Annotated in this window: 16 protein-coding genes; 6 read left to right on the top strand and 10 right to left on the bottom strand. The window is 72.3% G+C overall.

The genetic code is table 11. From position 1 onward, the window contains the following. Positions 1 to 23: 23 nt before the first annotated feature. Complete coding sequence (locus AC6JBM_RS19070) at positions 24 to 1,622, bottom strand: dynamin family protein (protein WP_497984930.1); 1,599 nt, start codon at positions 1,620 to 1,622, stop codon at positions 24 to 26. Between the two features lie 168 nt (positions 1,623 to 1,790). On the opposite strand from AC6JBM_RS19070, the gene AC6JBM_RS19075 reads away from it, so the two are divergent. Together AC6JBM_RS19075 and AC6JBM_RS19080 are read left to right on the top strand one after the other, a co-directional pair. After that, entirely contained in the window at positions 1,791 to 2,162 is a 372-nt protein-coding gene (locus AC6JBM_RS19075; RefSeq protein WP_497984931.1) for a BlaI/MecI/CopY family transcriptional regulator, read from the top strand. Next, positions 2,159 to 3,121 (top strand): M56 family metallopeptidase, encoded by a 963-nt coding sequence (locus AC6JBM_RS19080; RefSeq protein ID WP_497984932.1) that lies wholly within the window; start codon positions 2,159 to 2,161, stop codon positions 3,119 to 3,121. Before AC6JBM_RS19075 ends, AC6JBM_RS19080 begins: the two co-directional genes overlap by 4 nt. Before the next feature lie 123 nt (positions 3,122 to 3,244). Here the strand turns inward: AC6JBM_RS19080 and AC6JBM_RS19085 are convergent, their stop codons facing one another. Continuing rightward, on the bottom strand, positions 3,245 to 3,652 hold the full coding sequence (locus tag AC6JBM_RS19085; RefSeq protein WP_497984933.1) for a hypothetical protein: 408 nt from the start codon (positions 3,650 to 3,652) through the stop codon (positions 3,245 to 3,247). Positions 3,653 to 3,889: 237 nt separating this feature from the next. Here AC6JBM_RS19085 and AC6JBM_RS19090 point away from each other — a divergent pair, with 237 nt between their 5' ends. Next, positions 3,890 to 4,891, top strand: coding sequence for a C40 family peptidase (locus AC6JBM_RS19090; RefSeq protein ID WP_497984934.1), 1,002 nt, complete (start codon positions 3,890 to 3,892; stop codon positions 4,889 to 4,891). A gap of 21 nt (positions 4,892 to 4,912) precedes the next feature. Here the strand turns inward: AC6JBM_RS19090 and AC6JBM_RS19095 are convergent, their stop codons facing one another. Continuing rightward, entirely contained in the window at positions 4,913 to 6,892 is a 1,980-nt protein-coding gene (locus tag AC6JBM_RS19095) for a heavy metal translocating P-type ATPase (protein WP_497986491.1), read from the bottom strand. An 89-nt stretch (positions 6,893 to 6,981) separates the two neighbouring features. On the opposite strand from AC6JBM_RS19095, the gene AC6JBM_RS19100 reads away from it, so the two are divergent. Next, on the top strand, positions 6,982 to 7,371 hold the full coding sequence (locus AC6JBM_RS19100) for an ArsR/SmtB family transcription factor (protein ID WP_497984935.1): 390 nt from the start codon (positions 6,982 to 6,984) through the stop codon (positions 7,369 to 7,371). A 16-nt stretch (positions 7,372 to 7,387) separates the two neighbouring features. Here the strand turns inward: AC6JBM_RS19100 and AC6JBM_RS19105 are convergent, their stop codons facing one another. From AC6JBM_RS19105 to AC6JBM_RS19120, 4 genes are read right to left on the bottom strand one after another with little or no spacing between them, the layout of a single operon-like run. Continuing rightward, positions 7,388 to 8,713 carry an MATE family efflux transporter gene (locus tag AC6JBM_RS19105; RefSeq protein WP_497984936.1) on the bottom strand — a complete coding sequence of 442 codons (1,326 nt, stop codon included), beginning with the start codon at positions 8,711 to 8,713 and terminating at the stop codon, positions 7,388 to 7,390. 4 nt (positions 8,714 to 8,717) lie between these two features. Beyond that, a complete protein-coding gene (locus AC6JBM_RS19110) occupies positions 8,718 to 9,722 on the bottom strand; it encodes a sugar transferase (protein ID WP_497984937.1) in 1,005 nt (334 codons plus the stop codon). Positions 9,723 to 9,765: 43 nt separating this feature from the next. Next, the gene (asnB, locus tag AC6JBM_RS19115; protein WP_497984938.1) at positions 9,766 to 11,652 is read right to left on the bottom strand and encodes an asparagine synthase (glutamine-hydrolyzing); all 1,887 of its coding nucleotides are present in this window, start codon (positions 11,650 to 11,652) and stop codon (positions 9,766 to 9,768) included. A 43-nt stretch (positions 11,653 to 11,695) separates the two neighbouring features. Next, entirely contained in the window at positions 11,696 to 12,475 is a 780-nt protein-coding gene (locus AC6JBM_RS19120; protein ID WP_350611387.1) for a WecB/TagA/CpsF family glycosyltransferase, read from the bottom strand. 497 nt (positions 12,476 to 12,972) lie between these two features. On the opposite strand from AC6JBM_RS19120, the gene AC6JBM_RS19125 reads away from it, so the two are divergent. Together AC6JBM_RS19125 and AC6JBM_RS19130 are read left to right on the top strand one after the other, a co-directional pair. Then, on the top strand, positions 12,973 to 14,058 hold the full coding sequence (locus AC6JBM_RS19125) for an LCP family protein (protein WP_497984939.1): 1,086 nt from the start codon (positions 12,973 to 12,975) through the stop codon (positions 14,056 to 14,058). A 66-nt stretch (positions 14,059 to 14,124) separates the two neighbouring features. After that, positions 14,125 to 15,357: an MFS transporter gene (locus AC6JBM_RS19130; protein ID WP_497984940.1), complete on the top strand. Its 1,233-nt coding sequence runs from the start codon at positions 14,125 to 14,127 to the stop codon at positions 15,355 to 15,357. 24 nt (positions 15,358 to 15,381) lie between these two features. Here the strand turns inward: AC6JBM_RS19130 and AC6JBM_RS19135 are convergent, their stop codons facing one another. From AC6JBM_RS19135 to AC6JBM_RS19145, 3 genes are read right to left on the bottom strand one after another with little or no spacing between them, the layout of a single operon-like run. After that, positions 15,382 to 16,824 carry a multicopper oxidase family protein gene (locus tag AC6JBM_RS19135; RefSeq protein WP_497984941.1) on the bottom strand — a complete coding sequence of 481 codons (1,443 nt, stop codon included), beginning with the start codon at positions 16,822 to 16,824 and terminating at the stop codon, positions 15,382 to 15,384. Between the two features lie 29 nt (positions 16,825 to 16,853). Next, positions 16,854 to 17,276 (bottom strand): hypothetical protein, encoded by a 423-nt coding sequence (locus AC6JBM_RS19140; RefSeq protein ID WP_497984942.1) that lies wholly within the window; start codon positions 17,274 to 17,276, stop codon positions 16,854 to 16,856. 39 nt (positions 17,277 to 17,315) lie between these two features. Then, entirely contained in the window at positions 17,316 to 17,726 is a 411-nt protein-coding gene (locus tag AC6JBM_RS19145; RefSeq protein WP_497984943.1) for a hypothetical protein, read from the bottom strand. Between the last annotated feature and the right edge of the window lie 77 nt (positions 17,727 to 17,803).

Raw genomic sequence — 17,803 nt, forward strand, 5'->3', positions numbered from 1 at the left:
AGAGCATCGGTCACGAGCATCGGTCAGTAGCCGCTGAGCAGGTCCGCGGCCGTGTGGACCCGGTACGCGACCTCGTCGGCGATCCGGCTCAGGGTGCGCAGCAGGTGCCGGGTCGGGTTGCCGTTGAGGTCCTCGTTGAGGCGGCGCCGCCAGTACGCCGCCTCCTCATCGGCGACGGCCGCGAAGGCGGCGGGCGGGGTCCCGGCGGGACGGCCGAGCCGCTGCGCGCAGGAGGTGCCGAACTCCCCGGCGAGGCGGCGCGCCCGCTCGGCCTCCCCCGGGCCCAGGCTGACCGAGGGCTGCCGCAGGCCGCGGAGCAGCTCGAGGTCGGCGAACCCGAGGACCCGTTCGCGGACCTCCGCCACCGCCCTGGTCACCTCCGTCAGATTCGCGTCGGGGCGGCCGCCGTCCTCGGTCCGATGCCTGGCGACGGTCCGCTCGACCTCGGCGAGCAGGGCGTTGAGCTTGATCAGGGTCGAGCGCCGCCCGAAGTGACCGCGCACCAGCGCGACGACGTCGGCGACCCCGCTGTCCCTGACCAGCGCGGCCCGCAGCTCCTCGTCGGACCGGCCGTCCTTGAGGTGGACGCAGGCCCGGAACACCCCCCAGCAGCCGAGCACCGCCGCCAGCGCAGACCGGGCGGACAGCGGCAGCGGGCAGTCGGTCTCCTCGGCCAGGAAGGAGCGCTCACCCCGCAACCATCGCACCAGCTCCGGCAGCCCGCTCGAGCTGAGCGCCCGCAGATCCGACAGGTGCCCGGCATCCAGCCGGAACGCGCCCTCGGCGAGCAGCCCCGCGATCGGGACCACGGTGTGGAAGAGCTCGCCGATCCGGTCGTCGTCGTCCTGGAACGCGCGGATCCTCGCCCGGGCCGGGCCGAAGGGGTCGTACTCCACGGCCGCGGTCCGCGGCCCCCAGCTCCCGTCGCACCGGCTCAGCACCCCGAACGCCCGCAGCGAGTTGAACGGCTCGGAGCCGTCGCCGCCGCCGACGAACCCGGTCACCACCTCGAGGTCGGGACCGCCCAGATCGTCGGTGAACAGATAGAGCACCGCGTCGGCCTGGGCCATCGCCTCGCCGCTGGCCTTGCCGACGTCGGCGAGGGTGCGGTCCATGGTGGCCAGCAGGCGCTCGGTGCTCGCCGAATCGTCCCCGTACACGCTGCCGAGACCCGGGGTGTCCAGGAGCCCGACCTCGGTCAGCAGCTCGGCGGGCAGGTGCACCTCGACGTGATCGATGCTGCGCAACTCGTCCAGCCGGCCCGGGTCGCGGTCGTTGAGCCGGTGCAGCTCGTCGAGCCCGAACTCGGCCGGCGCCCGGCCGGTCGCATCCCGGTAGTGCACCCGCAGGAACTCGCGCTCGTCGTGGCGGTACTCGGCGACCGTGAACGTCATCTCGGTCGTGCCGGTGCTGGCCAGGCCGCGCCCGATCAGCGCGTTGACGAGCGTCGACTTGCCACACTTGATCCGGCCGACGACGGCCAGCCGCATCGGCCGCCTGACCCTCCGCTCGGCCCCGGCCAGCAGGTCGTGCAGGTCTTTGCGGTAACCGAACCGGTCGCTGCTGCTGGTGAACCGTGCGGCCTGGCGAGTCAGCAGGGCGATGGCTGCGGATTCGGTCAAGTCGGTGTTCACTTGTCATCCCGTTCCGGTCACGACTGAGGGTCTTCAGTCTGTTCACGACAGTCACGCCATTAAATCCCCCGAAAGGGTATGCGCGCCTGGCCGGGCGCACTCCTATGTGCATTAGTTGATCTGGGATACGATGGGGCTTCGTCGGCGGGAGGGTGCGTGCAGGGGTTCGGCGATCTGGAAGCGGCGCTCATGGAGCTGCTGTGGAGGCGCGGCGAGCCGACCACGGTCCGCGAGGCCCTCGACGGGCTGGCCTGGCATCGCGAGCTCGCCTACACGACGGTGCTGACCGTGATCGACAACTTGTACCGCAAGGGCTGGCTCACCCGCGAACAGGACGGCCGGGCCTATCGCTACACGCCCGCGCTCACCCGCGAGCAGTGCGTCGCCCAGGCCATGCACAACGCCCTCGTCGACAGCGGTGACCGGATCGAGGCGCTGACCCACTTCGTCGGGCGGATGAGCCTGGACGAGGCCGCCGCCCTGCAGGCCGCGCTGCGCTCCTACGAACGCCGGATCGCCGGCCGGTGAGCCCGTTCCTCCTCGCCGCGTTCACCATGGCGCTGGCGCTCATCGCCGCGCCGCGGCTGGCCTCGGCGCGCTGGGTCGTCCGCGCGCCCCGGCTCGCCGTCGCAGCGTGGCTGGGCTGGTCCGGTGCGGTGCTCCTGTCGGCGGTGTTCACCGCATTGACGCTGTTGTTGTACTGGGACCGCGCCCACGATCTCGTCAAGGGCGCCTGGCACATCTGCCTCGACGCTCTCCTGGGCCGCCACGACCGCGCGGCCCAGGTGGCGGCCGTGGCGGGCCTGTTCGGCCTGGTCCTGCTCGGCGGGCGGCTGGCCGTCAACGGCCGGCGCCTCGTGATCGCCGCCCGGGCCCGCCGCGCCGAGCTGCGGCTCGCGGTGCGGCTCGGCGGCCTGCCGTCGCCGCTGCCCGGGGCCAGCATCGTGCGCCACGACGAGCCCGCCGCCTACCTCCTGCCCGGACCCAGCCGGCCCGGCCGCGCGGCCGAGATCGTGCTCACCTCGGCCGCCGTCGAGCGCCTCCGGGCCCCCGAGCTCGCCGCCGTCCTCGCCCACGAGCGCGCGCATCACGCCGGTCACCACTATGAGATCACCCATTGGATGCGGCTGCTCGCGGCCGCGTTCCCGCCGGCCCGCTGCTTCACGCTCGGCCGCGGCCAGGTGGACCGGCTGGTGGAGCTGTGCGCCGACGACACCGCGGCCCGCGGTGCCGCCCGCATCGACCTGGCCCGGGCCCTGGTGAGCATGGCCCAGCCCGGCTCCTCCGGCGCGCCGGACGGCGCCCTGGCCGCCCGCGGCGGCGACAGCCTCGAGCGGCTGCATCGGCTGCTCGATCCGCCGGCGCCGCTGTCGTGGCCGGTTCGCGCCGCGATCGTGGCCGCGACCGCCGCCGCCCTCGCCGCCCCGGCCGCGATGGCGGCGTTCGACCGGTACGTCGCCTGGGCCCCGACGCTGCTGTCGATGTAGTTCACGGTCACACAAAGGGTCGTGCCGGCACGACTTCCAAGGGGATTGGCAGGCTCCGACACGACCCGGAAGGGACTGTACTACTAACTCGCCTAGTAGTACAGCCCCCGGGTGGCAGCGGCGTCAGTTGGAGGCGATGGACAGGCCCGAGTCGCCGGGGCCCGCGCTCAGCTGCGTGCCCTCGGCGAACGTGCTCGCGAACCGGGCCTGCATGGCGTCCAGCTGCGAGAAGTCCGCGCTGTGGGCCGACTCGCCGCCCTCGGCCGCGAACACCGAGTCCGACGTCTCCGAGTCGCTGGAGTAGTTCGTGAAATCCGTCGACTCGTACCGGCTGCCGTCCGCGCCCTCGAACTCGACGTGCTTGCCGGTCTGGAAGTCGGTGGACTCGGCGGAGCTGTGGTCCTCGCCGTAGACGCCGAACTGCGAGTCGTAGTCCTGCTCACTGCCCGACGCCTGGTGCAACTGGTCCAGCGCGCTCGACTCCTGGCCGGTCTCGAAGTGCGCGCCGTCGAAGTCGCCGTACTCGCTCATCAGGGTGGTCCTTTCATACCAAGGGAATGGCTCCGACATCGAGGGACACTACTATCTTGCTTAGTAGCTCCGACTCCCGAAAACGTGCCATGGCATCATCCACGACCTCATTTCCTAAGGAGCTTAGTTTGACCCGCACGCACCCTTGGTCAGAGCGGCAATACGCGCGGTATATCTGCTACTGCGGCTAGGAGATGGGCTTGTCTGGCTGTGCGTCGGTGCGTAAGGTTCGCGGACGTGCCGTTCCGCCGTGCCCACATGCCGCGCATCTGCCCACCGCCACCGCACAGGGTCCTCGTCGCCGCGGCGACCGTGGTCGCGGTGCTGCTGGCCGGCACCGGGGCGGCCCAGGCCGAGCCGACCCCCGCGGAGCTGGAGCAGCAGATCGACGAGATGTGGAACCAGCTCGAGCCGACCATCGAGCAGTACAACCAGGTCCACACGCAGCTCAAGGACAACCAGGCCAAGGCCGAGAAGCTGCAGCGACAACTCCAGCCGCTGCAGGACCAGGTCGACGCGGCGATGGGCAAGATCAGCGAGATCGCCGTCCGCCAGTACAAGATCGGCCGCGTCACCACCATGCAGGTCCTGCTCTCCGGCAGCACCCCGACCGACACCCTCGACCAGCTCACGGTCGTCAACGCCATCGCCCGCAACGAGCGGGCCCAGATCCAGGACGTCGCCGCGACCCGCGACCGGCTCGCCGCCGACAAGCAGGCCCTCGACGCCCTCATCGCCCAGCAGACGACCCAGGACAAGGAACTCGCCGCGAAGAAGACGCAGATCGAGGGAAAGATCTCCGAACTGCAGAAACTCCGGCAGCAGGCGTACGGCTCCAGCGGCGCCACCGGCACGCTGAAACCGGTCGCCTGCCCCGTCGACTACCTCGGCGGCGCCGGCGGCACGGCCGCGAAGAAGGCGTGCGAGCTCATCGGCAAGCCCTACATCTGGGGCGCCACCGGACCCAAGGGCTACGACTGCTCCGGACTGACCATGGCCGCCTGGGCCGCCGCCGGGGTGAGCCTGCGGCACTACACCAAGTGGCAGTGGGAGGACGCGAAATCGGTCGCGAAGGCCGACCTACGCCCCGGCGACCTCGTGTTCTTCTACAGCGACCTGCACCACGTGGGCCTCTACGTCGGCGGCGGCTGGATGGTCCACGCCCCGACCACCGGCGACTACGTCCGCATGGCGAAGCTCGAAGGCCGGCCCATCACGGGGTACCGCCGGCCCAGCTGACCGGGGCGGAGGCCCGGCGGCTCATGCGGCCGCGTTTCGGCTTGCGCGGCGCCAGGTGGCGTCGGTGAGCAGGCGCAGCCCGTTCAGGCCGACGATCACGGTGGAGCCCTCGTGCCCGGCGACCCCGAGCGGTAGCGGCAGGTGACCGAGGAGGTCCCACGCCACGAGGACGGTGATGAACGTACCGGCGATGACGAGGTTCGCGGCGACGACCCGGCGGGCCCGGCGGGACAGGGCGATCAGCGGAGGCAGGGCGGCGAGGTCGTCGCGGACCAGGACCGCGTCGGCGCTGGTGAGGGCCAGGTCGGAACCGTGGCGGCCCATGGCGACGCCGAGGTCGGCGGTGGCCAGGGCGGGAGCGTCGTTGACGCCGTCACCGACGACCATCACCCGCTCCCCTTGCTGCCGCATGGCGCGGACCCGCTCGACCTTGTCCTCGGGCAGCAGGGCAGCGTGGACGTCAGTGATGCCGGTGTCGGCGGCGAGACGGCGCGCGGCGCCGGCGTTGTCGCCGGTGAGCAGGACCGGCGGGGTGCCGGTGACCACGCCCAGGGCCGCGACGGTGGCCGCGGCCTCGGGACGGAGCTGGTCGGCGAGAACGACCACGCCAGCCGGTGCACCGTCGACGACGACGGCGACCGCGGTGCGCCCCGCGTCGTGGGCGTCGGTGACAACCCGCCGCACGTCCGCGCGGCCCGGGTCGGCGGCGCCGGACAGGGCGGGTTTGCCGGCTCGGACGTGGCGGCCGCCGACGATCGCCTCGACGGCGTGCCCGGGCGTGGCCCGGAAGCCTTCGGCGGGCGGGATGTCCAGGCCGCGTTCCCGTGCGGCCCCGACGATGGCCGCGCCGAGGGGGTGCTCACTGTGCGTCTCGACGGCGGCCACGAGCCGCAGCAGGCCCCTCTCGTCGAGCCCGGAGCCGGTGGCGGGGTGGATGCCGGCGACGCGGATCGCGCCGGTGGTGAGAGTCCCGGTCTTGTCGAAGGCGACGACGGTGGTATCGGCGAGCTGTTCCATCACGACGGCGGACTTGACGAGCACGCCACGGCGGCCGGCGAGGGCGATCGCGGACAGCAGCGGCGGCATGGTGGCCAGCACGACCGCGCACGGTGACGCGACGATCATGAACGTCATCGCCCGCAGCAGGGTGGACCGCAGGTCGGCGCCGAACAGCAGCGGGATCGCGAACAGGGCGAGGGTGGCGACGACGACGCCGATGGAGTACCGCTGCTCGACCTTCTCGATGAACAGCCGCGTGCGGGACTTCGTCGCGGACGCCTGCTCGACCATGGCCACGATCCGGGCGACGACCGAGTCGCCGGCCGCTCGGTGCACCCGGGCGGTCAGCGCGCCGGTGCCGTTGAGCGTGCCGGCGAACACCTCGTCACCGGAGGTCTTCGCCACCGGCAGCGGCTCACCGGTGATGGTGGCCTGATCCACGTCGCTGCTTCCGGCGACGACCACCGCATCCGCCCCGATACGCTCGCCCGGCCGGATTCGAACCAGGTCACCGACCCGCAGGGCGGCGGCGGGGACCACCGTCGCGGTGCCGTCGGGGTCGAGCCGGGTCGCCCGTTGCGGGGCCAGGTCGAGCAGGGCTCGGACGGAGTCGGCGGTCCGGGCGGTGGCGAACGCCTCGAGCGCGCCCGAGGTGGCGAAGATGACGATGAGCAGCGCCCCGTCGAAGACCTGCCCGATCGCGGCCGCCCCGATCGCGGCGACGATCATCAGCAGATCCACGTCGAGGGTGCGCTCCCGCAGCGCCCGTAGGCCGGCGAGGGCCGGCTCCCACCCGCCCGTGACGTAGCAGGCCAGGTACAGGGTCCACCACACCGGCGCCGGGGCCCCGGCCAGCTGCGTCAGGCCGCCCGCGGCGAAGAGCACCGTGGCGATCGCCGCCCAGCGGATCTCCGCCAGTGCCCACATGCGCGCGCCGAGACGGCGCGGCCGGCCGGAGGTCAGCCCGGCCGGCGCCGTGGCGGGTGGTCGTGTCGACGTCATGGTCACGGGGGACAACAGTACCTGCGTAGGCATGCAGATAGCCAGGCAGATGAGCAGACGAATACGGAGGATGCGGTTACGCTGGTCGGGTGCACACCGAGCTGCCCGACTTTCAGATGCCGAACGACGAGCAGGTCCACCTCGCCGCCGAGGGGTTCCGGCTGCTCGCCGACCCCACCAGGATCAAGATCCTGTGGGCCCTCCTCCAGGGCGAGTCGTCGGTGGCCTGCCTCGCCGAACTCGTCGGCGCCGCCCCGACGGCGGTGAGTCAGCACCTGGCCAAGCTGCGGCTCGCCGGGCTGGTCCGGGGACGCCGGGAAGGCACGTTCGTGCACTACTCCGCCGCCGACACCCACGTGCGCGCCCTGCTCGCCGAGGCGCTGTTCCACGCCGACCACGCCGACCGGAACCTGCCCGACCATCCCCGCGGCGACGCGGTGGCACACCAGCACACGGTCCCCGCAGGCACGCCCGTCTGATCCCCGGGCCCGTGGGCTAGGCGTTCTGCGGGGCCTCCACGCGGGCCGGCGTCGGCGTCGCGAGCGGCGGGCCGAGCCGCCGCACCGTGTTGGCGTAGAGGACCAGCATGCAGATCAGGCCGGCGGCGGAGCCGATGAGCAGGCCCCAGGCGGCGCCGTGCAGGCCGCCCCAGCCGGCGCCGAGGGCGAGGCCGCTGAGGGAGACGACGGCGAAGACGACGTACTGCACGAACAGCCCCCGGGCCTGGTGCATGCCGCGCATCGCGGCGGTGAACGGCACCTGCACCAGGTAGATCGCGCCCTGCAGGGCGATCGGCAGGGCCAGCGGGGCGGCCTCGGCGAACTTGTGCGTGTGGACCAGGACGTACGAGACCACCGGCCAGACCACGAGCACCATCAGCGCGCCGAGGGCGGCGAAGGCGACGGCCAGCCGGCGGGTCTGGCGGCGCAGGGTCGCGGCGGCGGCGGTGCCCTCGGGGGCGGGTCTGGCGGCCTCGGCGGCGTGGCGGGAGGCCCGCGGGGTGACCAGGCTGCTGATCGCGGTGACCAGGTTCTGGACCGGCTGGAGCTGGACGGTCTGCACGAAGCGGAAGTTACCCAGGTCGATCTTCGACAGGCGGCCGGCGACGGTGAAGCTGATGGCCAGGACGTGGAACTGGGCGACGATGGCGGTGATGGTGAACCAGCCGGAGAGATGGCGGGTTTCGGCCAGCCAGGCGAGCGGATTGCCCCGCCACGGCAGCCGCTTCTCGCGCAGCAGGTAGACCGTCGCGCCCGCGGTCGCGCCGAGACCCCAGACGGCTAGCAGGCCGCCGGCGCCGGCGTGGTGGGTGGCGATCATGAGGGCGACCAGCGCGGCCTGGGTGCCGGCCCAGACGAGGTCGATGCCGAGGGCCTTGTCCGGGCGGCGGTCGGCGAGATAGTCGCAGCGGGCGGTGTCGTGCAGCATGATCGGGACCATGAACGGGGCCAGCCAGACGAGCTCGCGCAGGTCGATCTGGCCGCGGCTGGGCCAGGCCGCCCAGAGCGCGGCGAAGACGGCGGTGGTCACCACTCCGGAGCACAGCGCGGTGGCCAGGCCGTTGCGGGCCAGGCGGTCCCGGGGGTCGCCGTCGTAGCGGGAGGCCAGGGCGAGCAGGACGTCGCCGACGACGGCCCGGTTGAGGTACATCGCGAGGTAGCCGACGGCGAGGGCCAGCGCGAGCGCGCCGAAGCGGGCCTTCGGCAGCAGGATTCCGCCCAGCAGCGTGTTCGCCGAGTTCGCCGCGGCGATCACCAGCTGGTCGAGCAGGCCGGCGCCGACGAACCGGGAGGCGCCCCGCAACCCCTGCGGGCGGCGCATCCGCTCAGGCGTCCTGGGTACGGCTGGCATGCTCGACCAGACCCGGCAGCTGTCCGTCGTTGCGGGTCGCCGGCACCGTGACGGGGCTCGGCGGGGCGAGCACCGGCTCGTCGTAATGACGCTCGCCGCGGGCCGTGGTCAGCACCGCGCGGACCAGCAGCTGCAGGTCGAGCCGCACGCTCTGGTGCTCGATGTAGGCGAGGTCCTTCACCAGCCGCTCCTGCGGCGGCATGTGGAACTTCTCGATCTGGGCGATGCAGGCGATGCCGGGCCGTACCGTGTGCCGCTCGGCGTATCCGGGAACCGCCTCGAGGTGCTTCTCGACGAGCACGGTACGCAGCGGCCGCGGCCCGACCAGGCCCATCGAGCCGTTGAGCACGTTGATCAGTTCCGGGAGCTCGTCGAGGTGCCAGCGACGCAGCCAGCGACCGACCCGCAGCGTGCGCGGGTCCCCCGCGGGCGACACGACCGGTCCGGTGAGCCGTTCGGCCCCGTACTGCATGCTGCGGAACTTGAACTGCCGGAACGTGCGTCCGCCGCGGCCCACGGAGTTCTTGGTGAAGAAGATCGGCCCCGGCTCCTCGAACCAGATGAGCAGTCCGATGATCGGCCACAGCGGCAGCGTGAGCGCGAGCCCGACGAGGGCGCCGACGACGTCCAGGACCCGCTTGCCCCGCGGCTCCCGGCGCACGGTGCAGGCGGTGTGGTACCGCAGGACCGCGTGCTGGACGGCGGGCGACGGTGGCGCGTTGTCCTCCACGATCCCGGCGGTGGCGCCGCTGAGCACGATCCCGCCCGCGAACGACCCGGTGATGAGGATCATGGCGGCCCGCGCCGGCACGTCGTGGCCCAGCCGCAGCCAGATCCACGGCGCGACGATCAGCGTCGCGGTGACGACGAAGGCGATCCGGCAGGCCCACGCCCGAGCCGGCGGGGGAACCGAGGAGGTGAGGACGACGGCGGGCAGGCACGCCAGGAACAGCGGGATGAGCAGCACCCAGTGTCTCACGGGTTGTTGTACCTCCGGGGAAAGCGGGCGGGCGCCGTCGTCGTCATCGGTATGCCTTCTCCTGCTCGGCCCACATGGTGAACAGCAGCAGGATCCAGATCTCGCGGGCGTGTTCGGCCACACCGCTGAGGTGGCGCTCGACGATCTCGTTGACCGCGTCGAAGCGCAGATAGCCCTGCCGTCGCAGGACGTCGCGGGACAGGTAGTCGCCGACCAGCGGCCGGTACACGCCGCGCAGCCATCGCGGCAGCGGGGCGTTGAAGCCCTTCTTGCCCATGGCGAGCGTCTGTGGCGGCAGCAGGCCGGCCATCGCCTGACGCAGCAGCCACTTCGGTTGCCGGCCCGGGAGCTTCATCCGGCCCGGCAGGGAGAAGGCGAACTCGAGCATCGGCGTGGCCAGCAGCGGCACCCGTACCTCCAGGGAGTGCGCCATGCTCACCCGGTCGACCTTCGTCAGCACGTCGTCGGGCAGGTAGACGTGGGCGTCGGTGTACTGGAACCGGGTCAGCCGGTCGAACCCGGCGCCGGCGTCGTAGTGCGGCTCGTGCGTGTCGTACGTGTCGCACAGCTCGGCGAGCACGTCCGGCTCCAGCAGCCGCGCCTTGTGCGCCTCCCGGAAGACGACCCGCCACAGGTAGTGGCTGCGGCCGGGCTCCTCGACGGCGTTCTCGGCGAAGCGGCGCGCCTTGAAGTCGAAGCTCGCCCGCGCGCTGGAGCGTGGCAGGTACCGCAGCAGGTTCGGCACGAGCCCGGTCGTCACCGCGCGCGGCAGGTGGCGGTAGTAGCGGGCGTACCTGTCGGCCTGGTAGGTGAGGTAGCCGGCGAAGAGCTCGTCCCCGCCGTCGCCGCTCAACGCCACCGTCACGTCCCGGCGGGCGAGCCGGCACAGGTAGTACGTGGGCACCATCGACGGGTCGGCGAAGGGCTCGTCGAAGGCCGGCAGGATGCCGTCCACGACGTCCTGCGCCGCCGGCTCGACCAGCAGCTCGGTGTGGTCGGTCCCGAACCTGTCCGCGACGAGGGCGGCCCCGTCCCGCTCGTCGTAGGACCGGTCGGAGAAGCCCACCGAGAACGTCTTCAGCTTGGCATCGGGCTCGGCGCGCCGGGCGGCGGCGACGACGGTGGCGGAGTCCATGCCGCCGCTGAGGAAGAAGCCGAGCGGTACGTCGGCCGCCAGTTGCTGACGGACGGTGTTGACCAGGAGCTCACGCAGGATCGCCCCCGCACGGGCGACGGTGAGATCCTGCCGCTGCGGCACGTCCGCGAGCGCCCAGTAGCGCTGCGCGGTGCACCGGCCGTCCTGCCACACGAGCGTCGTGCCGGGTTCGAGCTTGCGGATCTCCCGGTACATCGTCCGCGGTGCGGGCACGTACATGAGCGACAGGTACGCGCTGAACGCCTGGAGGTCCGGTGTGCGCTCGGGAAGGGCGCACAGGACCGCCTTGATCTCGGACCCGAAGACGAGGCCGTCGGCGCGCTCGGCGTAGTGCAGCGGCTTCACGCCCACCCGGTCGCGGGACAGGACCAGGCGGTGACGGGCGCTGTCGTACAGGGCGATGGCGAACATGCCCTCCAGGTGCCGCGCGAAGCCGGTGCCGAACTCCTCGTACAGATGTGGAATCACCTCGGCGTCGTTGCCGGAGGCAAACGTGTGCCCGCGCGCGGCGAGGTACTGCCGCAGCCTGTGGTGGTTGTAGATCTCACCGTTGAGCACCGCGTGCACGGTGCCGTCCTCGGACCGCACCGGCTGCCGGCCGTGCAGCACGTCGATGACGGCCAGGCGCCGCACCGCGAGGCCGGCGGTGGGGGTGAGGAAGAACCCGTCCTCGTCGGGGCCCCGGTGCGCGAGGCTGCGGCACATGGCGCGCAGCCGGTCCTCGTCCACGGGACGCGTGTCGTTGGCCAGCACCATGCCGGCGATTCCGCACATGAATCCTCCGCCTCGGTCGATCGGTGAACAGGGGCGGGTGCGGTCAGACCGGTGCGGGTTCGACCGGCCGGTGCGAGGGCGCGGGGACGTACGGCTCCCACAGCCCGGCCTTCTGCGCGGACAGCCGCACGAGGTACCGGGGTCCGAGGATCAGGTAGCGCCGCCACAGCCGGCGCGGCTCAAGGACCAGCCGCAGCAGCCAGGCCAGGCCGTTGCGCTGCATCCAGCGCGGTGCGGAGCGCAGCCGGCCGGAGTGGTAGTCGAAGGCGGCCCCGACCGCCAGCAGCGGCATGGCGAGCAGCGGCCGCATCGCGTGGACGAACGACTCCTGCCGCGGGCAGCCGAGACCGACCAGGACCACACGGGCCCCCGAGGCGTTGATCCGCTCGGCGATGCGGGCATACTCGCCCGGTTCGGCGTCGCGGAATCGCGACGGCTCGGCACCGGCGATACGCAGCGTCGGCATCGTCCGGGTCAACGCCTCGACCAGCCGGTCGACGGTGCGTTGCGTGGAACCGTAGAGGTAGACCGGCAACCCCTCGTCGGCCGCGCGCCGCAGCACCCGGAGGGTCAGTTCCGGGCCGCTCACCCAGTCGCGCAGGCGGGCCTGGTGCAGCAGGTTCAGCGCCCACCGTACCGGCTGGCCGTCCGGGGCGACCACGTCGAAGGCATTGAGCCGGGCGTTGTGCCGCCGATCCGACAAGCCGGTCATCACGCCGTGCACGGCCAGCGCGGTCAGGATGAACGGGCGCTGCTGCTGGGCGGCCGCGATCACCCTCGCGACCGCGGTGTCGTAATCGATGACATCGACCAGAACCCCCATGACGCTGCGTTTTCCCGCGTCGACGACCAACGATCTTCCTTCCCCTCGCCCCGCGACACGCGCCGATCACCGGACCGGCTCGAGGCATCGAACGCCGGCCTCAACTGCGGGATGTTCGAGCGCGCCTGTACCCGACCGGTTCCCGGTAAACGCGGCGCGCCGGGCGGGCCGAGGTGACTTTGCGGGGTGTGCGGCCGCTCCACCTGCGCTATCACCTGCCGATCCGTCGCCTGGCCCGGTGCGTGCCTCTTACGCTTGCGATGTCACGCAGATGGCACGGCCCCCGGCGCTCCGGTTCGCGGCCGGCCCGGCTCGAGGACAGAGACGGTATGGGCGATCCAATTCCTGATGCAGGCGCCGGTCGGGCCCGTGGGCGGGCGGTGGTGCGAGCCAGCGTCCCGCCACGCGAAACGGCCGCCGACCGGCCCGCAGACCCACCGCGCCGGCGGCGTCCGCCGCGTCCGAAGCAGCCTCGCCGGCCCCGGCGCTGGGCCCGTGTGCTGGTCGTCGTCGGCGTGCTGCTCGTGCTGGTCAGCGCCGCCGCACTCGCCGGTTCCCGGGCGCTGCTGAACCGCTACACCGCCGCGATCGGCCAGGAGAACCTGCTCGGCGACGCGGCGGACCCGCACGTCAGCATCGACGGGCCGATCAACCTGCTGCTGGTCGGCATCGACCAGCGCATCGACCAGCGCGACGACAGCCCGGACGTCGACCACAACGCGGACTCGATCATGATCGTGCACATCCCGGCGAGTCACGACGCCGCCTACCTGGTCTCGGTGCCCAGGGACTCGTACGTGTCGATCCCGCCCTATCCGAGGAGCGGGTTCGAGGGCGGCCACGCCAAGGTCAACGCGGCGTTCCCCGACGGCTTCGGCAACGGCGCCGGCCGGGCGGGCGGGTTCGGGCTGCTCGCGTTGACGATCAAGCAGCTGACCGGGATCTCGTTCAACGGCGGGGCGATCGTCGACTTCGCCGGGTTCAAGTCGCTGGTCGCGGCCCTGGGCGGGGTGGACATGTGCGTGGACGAGCGGACCGTCTCGGTCCACATCGGCCATGACGCCCATGGGCGGTACCAGATGCCGTACGACATGACCGAGGACGGGCCGGTTGCCGTCCCCGGGGTCACCCCGCAGGTGTACCAGCCGGGCTGTCAGCACCTGGCCGACTGGCAGGCCCTCGACTACGTGCGGCAGCGCGAGCTGCTCCCGGACGGGGACTACGGGCGGCAGCGCCACCAGCAGCAGTTCATCAAGGCGGTCCTGAAGCAGGCCACCGGCAGCGGCGTGCTCACCAGCCCCGGCAAGCTGGACCAGGTGCTGCGCGCCGCCGGTCAGGCGCTGACCTTCGACAGCGGGGGGATCTCCATCGCCGACTGGATCTTCGCGCTGCGCGACATCCGCTCCGGCTCCCTGACCATGCTGAAGACCAACGGCGGCACCTTCAACTCCGAGGTCATCAACGGCCAGGACACCGAGATTCTCAGCGACACCAGCCTGCAGCTGTTCAGCGCCGTGCGCGAGGACACCCTGCCGGCATTCGTCGCGGCGCATCCGGACTGGGTGGCCGGCGACGCCGCATAGGGCCGGCCGGCAGCTGTGGGGAAACCGGGTTGATGCATCCGGCCGGGGCTGGCAGCGTGGCATCCCGTGCCGAAGGCAGCAGCCGCTTCCGGAGGGCCTCTGCGCTCACCGGCCTTCCGGTGGTTCTTCGCCGGCCTCTCGATCTCCATGGCCGGCAGTTTCATGTCGCCGGTCGCCCTGGCCTTCGGGGTCCTTGCGATCACCTACAGCGCGGCCTGGCTGTCCGCGGTCACCGCCTCGGCCCTGGTGGCGACGGTCGCGACGATGCTCTTCGGCGGCGGCATCGCGGACCGCTACCGCCGCGACTCCGTGCTGCGCCTCACCGGTCTCGGCGCGGGCGTCACCCAGGCCGGCGTCGCGGCCCTGCTCCTGACCCATCAGCACCCGGCGCTGCTGCTGCCGCTGGCCGCCGGCAACGGCGTGTTCCAAGGGCTGACGACACCCGCGCTGCGCGGCATCGTCTCGAACCTCGCAACCGGGCGCGACCTGCAAACGGCCAGCTCCCTGCTGGCCTCGGCCAGGAACGTCACGCGAATTCTCGGTCCGACCGCCGCCGGCCTGCTGACCGCCTCGGTCGGCGGCGGTTGGGCGATCGCCGCGGACGCCGCCTCCTTCCTGCTGGCGGTCGCCTGCTTCTCCCGGATCTCGCTGCCCGCGCCGGCGCCGCGCGGCAAGGACGGCCCCACGATGCTCGCCGACATGAGGGAGGGCTGGCGATACTTCACGTCCCGGCCGTGGATCTGGTCGGTGACGCTGGCCTTCGCCGTGTTCAACGCGGCCAACAGGGGCGTCTGGCAGATCCTCGGCCCGGTGATCGCACACGACACCGTCGGCGCCGCGGGCTGGGGCCTGGTGCTGAGCGCCCAGGGTGTCGGGGCGCTGCTTGCCAGCGTGGTGCTGGTCAAGGTGCGGCTGACGCGGCGGCCGATGACGCCGGCGCTGTTCTCGATGGCGCTGGCTACCCTCCCGCTCGTGCTGCTGGGCGCCGGCGCGGACACGTTCTGGCTGGCCGCGGCGTCGCTGTTGACCGGGGTGGCCGTCGAGTTCTTCACCGTCGTCTGGGAAACCGTCAACTACACCAACATTCCCGAGCGTCTCCTGTCCCGAGTCGGCGCTCATGACGAGTTCTGGTCGACGGTGTCCCTGCCCGTCGGCCAGATGTCCGCGCCGGTCCTCGCGGCGGCATTCGGGGCGGCGACGGTCGCTGTCACCGGGGGCGGGGTCGCGGCGGCGGCGATGCTCCTGGCCCCGCTCGTGCCATCACTGCGTCGCATCGAGATCATCCACGATGACGTCTGACCGGTCGCGTGCGACAGGTCGGCTTCACTCGGGGTGGTTGTGGCCGCCGCCGCCGATGCGGTACGGCGTGGTGACGCCCGTGTACGCGAGGTGCGCGAGGAGTCCTTCTGCCGCGTGTGACAGGTTGTGGCAGTGGTCGACCCACACGCCGGGGTTGTCGGCGACGAACGCGATCTCGTACGTCTCGCCGTCGGCGACCTCCAGCGAGTCCGTCCACCATGGACTGCCGGTCGCCGCGACCCCGTCGCGGCTGAGCACCACCGCGTGATGGCCGTGCAGGTGCATCGGGTGCGTCTCGCCGCTGTCGTTGGCGATCGTCATGCGCACGACGTCTCCGGCGCTGACCATGTACATGGGCACGTCCGGGTACAGCCTGCCGTTGATGGTCCACCACAGTCCGGGCCGCCCGTCGAGGAAGCCGAAGCGCCGCCCGATGCGGTAGTCGAACCGTCGCGTCGCCCCGGCGGGGTCGAAGCCGATCGGCGCCGGCTCGCCGTACGACAGCAGATCGATCGATGCCGCCGGCTCCGGCGTCGCCGCGGCCGCCGCGCCCTCGGGGCCGACCACGAGCGCCGTTGCCGCGCCGACGTCGACCCGCACGGCGCCGCCCCCGTCCGGTACCGCGAACTCCACGTCGGCCCGGCCACCGGCGGGCAGCACGATCGCGGCGGCGGTGACCGGGGGCGCGGCGGTGCGATCCCGGCCGTCGACGGCGACGAGGCGGTAGGCCGCGCCGGACACCCATGCGCGGATGGTGCCCTGGTCGGTGTTGACCAGCCGGACGCGCACCGTGCTGCCGGGGGCGGCGGCGACGCGGGTCTCGCCCGGGCGGCCGTCCACCGTGCGGCGGCCGCCGTAGGTGTGCACCAGCGCGAGCCGGTCGACGCCGGCGGGCGCGCCGGTCGGCGGGTCGACCACGAGCGCGCCGAACAGCCCGAGCCGCACCTGTTCGTGGGAGACCTGGTGGGAGTGGTACCAGTACGTGCCGGTGTCCTTCGCGACGAACCGGTACACGTGGGACTCGCCCGGTGCCACGGCGTCCTGGGTCACGCCGGCCACGCCGTCCTCCGCGTTCGGCACGTCGTAGCCGTGCCAGTGCAGCGTGACGCCGTCCGGCACGGACTCGTTGACCAGCCGCACCTCGATCAGCTGCCCCTGCCTGGCGCGGATCTGCGGTCCCGGCGAGGCATGGTTGAGCGTGTACCCCCCCACGGTGCGACCGTCGGGAAGGCCGATCCGCTCGGCGCGGGCCACCAGCGTCACCGACACGTCGGCGGGCCGGTCGCGCGGGCCGGTGAGGGCGGTGACCTCGGTGCCGCCGTGATGCATGGTGCTGTGCCCGACACGGGGGCCGCCGCCGTAGTCGGGATGCCCCATGTCCATGACGGAGTAGGTGCCCGGCATGAGACTGGCCCGCCACCACCAGCCCAGCGGGCCCAGCACGGCCAGAGCCGCCGCGATCGCCACGACGGCTCTCCATTGCCCGCGCCTCATGGTCAGGCCGCGACCGGCTGCTGGGGCACCGGCTCGACGGCCCGGCGCGCGGCGACGAGCGCGGCGGCCAGCACGGCGACGGCGTTGATGCCGTGCAGCGCGCCGACCAGCGGTGCGCTGAACGACACGACCGCCAGCGCCACCTGCAGTGCCGTCAGGCCGAACGTGATGCCCGCCCACGTGACGCCGCGGGGAATCCTGGCGAAGAAGGACAGCACCAGGAAGATCAGCGCGATGAGCGGGATGACCGCCATGCCGATGATGCCGTGCGCGTAGTGGCCGGGATTGGCGCCGGCGTTCTTGTCGAAGACTCCGCCGGCGTCGATGTCCTGGATGACCGCGAACCAGGCGTAGGCGACGGTGGCCGCCTGGACCAGCACCCCGGCCGCGATGAGATAGGCGAAAACTCGGTACGTGGATCGCATGGGCTTTGGCTCCTGCTCGTTGTGGCGGGCGAACGGTTCCTAGGCGTGGAAGTGGCGCCGGGACGCCGGCAGCGCGAGCAGCCCGGCGCAGAGCGCGGTCACGGCCAGGAACACCAGCGAGGCCGACTCGCCGAACGCGATGAGCTTGAGCAGGCCGAACGCGGTCTGCGCCGCGAGCAGGGCCAGCGCCGTGCGCAGCGTCCGTGCGGAGCCGCGGCCGAGGCGCAGCGCCGTGACGATGCAGGCGAGCGCCATGACGGGCGCCCAGACGGCGGCGATGTAGTCCTTGCCGGCGAGCGGCATGATGATCGAGAAGGCGATCGTCGCGACGAGCTGGAACGCGCCGAGCGGCACCAGCAGCAGGAGCTGGGCGCCGCGGACGGCGATCGGCACCCGCCGCCGCACGGCGGTGGTCGCCTCGGTCGTGGTCTTGGTCGTGGTGGTGGTCATGGGTGGCTCCGGTTCGTGTCGGTGTGTTGTCGCCGTCGATCGTGCGGCCGGGCACCGCCCTCGCTCATCGACCCACG

This window comes from Dactylosporangium thailandense, assembly GCF_059739745.1.